General features: G+C 35.7%; 1 pseudogene. It reads left to right on the forward strand.

Annotated elements, in window-relative coordinates:
• Window positions 1-52: 52 nt before the first annotated feature.
• Window positions 53-409, forward strand: a pseudogene (locus ACQR30_RS03340) (DNA mismatch repair protein MutS); the annotation flags it as partial.

The following is a 409-nucleotide window of genomic DNA, read 5'->3' on the forward strand; positions in this document are numbered from 1 at the left end:
TCAGCAAAGGAAATTTAAATAAATATTAGGCACAAAAATATTTACTTATACATTGGAAAGTTGGATTTTTGAGGAGACTTTTGCAGAAGAGAGTTTGTTGAAACATTTCCAAACCCATAGCCTTAAAGGGTTTGGAATAGAAAGTATGCGTTGTGGAATTATTGCTGCAGGTGCTATTTTATATTATTTAAAAGAAACAGAACATCCTAATTTAAAACATATTTCCACCATTCAGCGTATTGAGCGGGATGAGCATTTATGGATGGATAGGTTTACGATTCGTAACCTGGAAATTTTAAGTAATGGCTCCCAGGACGGAAATAATTTATTGAAAGTGCTGGATAATACTGTTACCCCAATGGGCGCGCGTTTATTGAAACGCTGGATTGTACTGCCCTTGAAAGACATG

This window comes from Arachidicoccus sp., assembly GCF_050436765.1.
Taxonomy (GTDB): Bacteria; Bacteroidota; Bacteroidia; order Chitinophagales; family Chitinophagaceae; genus Arachidicoccus.